The following is a 2,953-nucleotide window of genomic DNA, read 5'->3' as shown; positions in this document are numbered from 1 at the left end:
CGAATACGTTCACGCGTTACACCAAAAACTTTTCCAACTTCTTCTAATGTTCTCGTCCGTCCATCATCTAAACCAAAACGTAACCGCAAAACATTCTCTTCTCGATCCGTTAGAGTATCTAAGACATCTTCTAATTGTTCTTTTAATAATTCATAAGCTGCATTATCTGCAGGACTGGTTGCATCGTGGTCTTCAATAAAGTCTCCTAAATGAGAATCATCTTCTTCTCCAATAGGTGTTTCTAAAGACACAGGTTCTTGAGCGATTTTTAGAATTTCACGTACTTTTTCTGTTGGCAAATCCATTTCTGCTCCAATTTCTTCAGGAGTGGGCTCTCTGCCTAAATCTTGCAACAATTGACGTTGAATCCGGATTAATTTATTGATGGTTTCAACCATATGCACTGGGATACGAATCGTACGCGCTTGGTCTGCAATTGCCCGCGTAATCGCTTGACGAATCCACCAAGTAGCATAAGTTGAGAATTTAAATCCTTTAGTGTAGTCGAATTTTTCAACTGCTTTCATTAACCCCATATTTCCTTCTTGGATCAAATCTAAAAATTGCATTCCCCGTCCGACATACCGTTTCGCGATGCTGACTACTAACCGTAAGTTGGCTTCTGCTAAGCGTTGTTTTGCTTCCTGATCGCCTGCTTCTATTTTTTTAGCTAACATGACTTCTTCAGCAGCAGTTAATAAGTTTACACGGCCGATTTCTTTTAGGTACATGCGAACCGGATCATTGATTTTAACTCCGGGAGGAGCAGTCAAGTCTTCTGGCTTTTCAGCTTCTTCTTCACGCTCTTTAGCTAACATTTGGCGAACAGTTGGACCACCGTCATCTCCTACGACTCCAATGCCTGCATCTTCTACTTCTTGGATTAAAGCATCCATTTTGTCTGCATCTAATGTGTAGGGTGTAGCTATTTTATTGGTTAATTCATCATAATGAATCGTACCCTTTTCTTTGTACTCTTTAATCAATGCCTTTATTGCATCTTTATAAGATAATGTTACTACTTTTTTTTCTTCAGCCATAAAAAAATGCCTCCCTTTTCGCTCTTACAGTGTTCCTTCAATCATCCATTTTTTAACAAACGCGATAAATTGACTATTTCAATCATAAGTGTCCGCAAGCGAGCCTGATCGCCTCTTTTGGATGCTTCTGATAGTGCCTCTTGTGTTTCTTTTAATCGTGATTGTAATCGTGATTTTCTTGAAATCACATCAATATAATCTTCTATTTCTTGTGCGGTTATTTCATCGCTAAGAGATTGAAGTTCGATTTCAACTAATTTGTTCTTTAAGTGCGTTTCTTTCACAAAATCAATGAAAGCTCCAGTAGTTGCTTGGCTTTCTGAATGTTCCAAAAAGCTTTCATATAAAAGATACAACATTTGATAATCATCATGAACAAAGCTAAATTCATCGGCTAAGCTTTTGATTTGTATCCAGACTTCTTCAAAATGAAACAAACGATTTAATAATAATTGTTCTGCTCGTTCAATCGAATCTAATTTCTTTCTTTGTTGCTCTACATGTGAAAAAGCTGTGGAACGTACTTCTGGATTTGGTGGTTGAGGTTTATTTTTTTTAGAACGTTTTTTTCGTTCTTCATAAAACTGTTGTTGAAATTGTTCTTTTAATGTATCGATTGAAAAATCAAATTCCTCGGCTAGTTGTTTAAAATACATTTCCCGTTCTACGGCAGACGTAATCGTGAGCATCTCCGTTACGATCTTTTCAATATAACTTAAACGCTGACTTTCATTATTTAAATTCAAGTTTCGACGATAATACCTCATTTTAAACCCAAATAAAGTATCCCGACCATGTGTCAAGAATTCTTTAAAACTTGCTGGTCCATTTTTTTTGATAAACTCATCAGGGTCCAAGCCTTCTGAGAAAGTCAGGACTTCAAGATCAAAGTCAGTTTGTTCAACAAGAAGATCGGTTGCACGCTTTGTTGCCTCAATCCCTGCATCGTCTCCATCATAAGCAACCAAAACATGGTCGGTTACACGGTCGAGCATATGAATCTGCTCATTTGTTAAGCTGGTTCCCATTGATGCTACTCCGTTTTGGATTCCTGCTTGCCAACTTGCAATCACATCCATAAATCCTTCAAATAGAACAACTTCTTTTTCTCTTCGAATCGCTGCTCGTGCTTTATCGTAATTAAACAACACGTTTCGTTTATTGAAGAGAAGCGTTTCTGGGCTGTTCAAGTACTTAGGGCTGTTTTCATGATCGTCTTTTTTTAACATACGGCCAGAAAAAGCGACTACCTTTCCTTGTTGGTTGCGAATTGGAAAAATGATCCGATTATAAAAACGATCTAACAACGTACCATTTTCTCTTTCAACGAATAAGCCCGATTCCTTTAAAAGGTCTTCCTGATACTCTTTTTCAACTAAATATTGGTATAGTAAAGTCCGTTCTTGCGGAGCAAATCCAATCCCAAATGTTTCAATTACTTCACGGGTCAATCCTCGAGTAGTCAAATAAGACAAAGCTTCTTCTCCAACTGTCGTATTCAGTAAAATATGATGAAAAAGCTCAAGACTCTCTTCATGCAATTTAAACAAAGCTTCTTTTTTTGAATCAGGTGCTTGAGAGTGATTTTTTTGATCGTTTACTACTGCTTCATCTAACTCGATTTGTTCTATTTCAGCGGTTTTAATAACTGCTTCTGGAAAGGTTAATCCATCGACTTCCATTAAAAAGGTAAAAACGTTCCCGCCTCGACCACAACTAAAACAATGAAAAATTTGTTTTTCTTCAGTTACAGAAAAAGATGGGGTTTTCTCATCATGAAAAGGACAAAAACCGAAAAAGTTTTTACCTTTCTTTTTCAGCTGGACATATTGACTGACAACATCCGTAATATTTGTTTCTTGTCTGATTTTATTGACGGTTTCTTCCGGAATTCTTATTGCCAAGTCGTTCAC

The 2,953-nt window shown here is 37.1% G+C and carries 1 protein-coding gene and 1 pseudogene; both read right to left on the bottom strand.

All coding sequences use genetic code 11. The features are described from left to right. Positions 1–1,040, bottom strand: a pseudogene (gene rpoD, locus RT405_RS09110) (RNA polymerase sigma factor RpoD); the annotation flags it as partial. 41 nt (positions 1,041–1,081) lie between these two features. Beyond that, a partial coding sequence (dnaG, locus tag RT405_RS09105) for a DNA primase (protein WP_313469200.1) occupies positions 1,082–2,953 on the bottom strand: 1,872 nt, incomplete at its 5' end.

This window comes from Carnobacterium sp., assembly GCF_032094055.1.
Taxonomy (GTDB): domain Bacteria; phylum Bacillota; class Bacilli; order Lactobacillales; family Carnobacteriaceae; genus Carnobacterium_A.
This window is presented reverse-complemented; position numbering and strand designations above follow the sequence as displayed.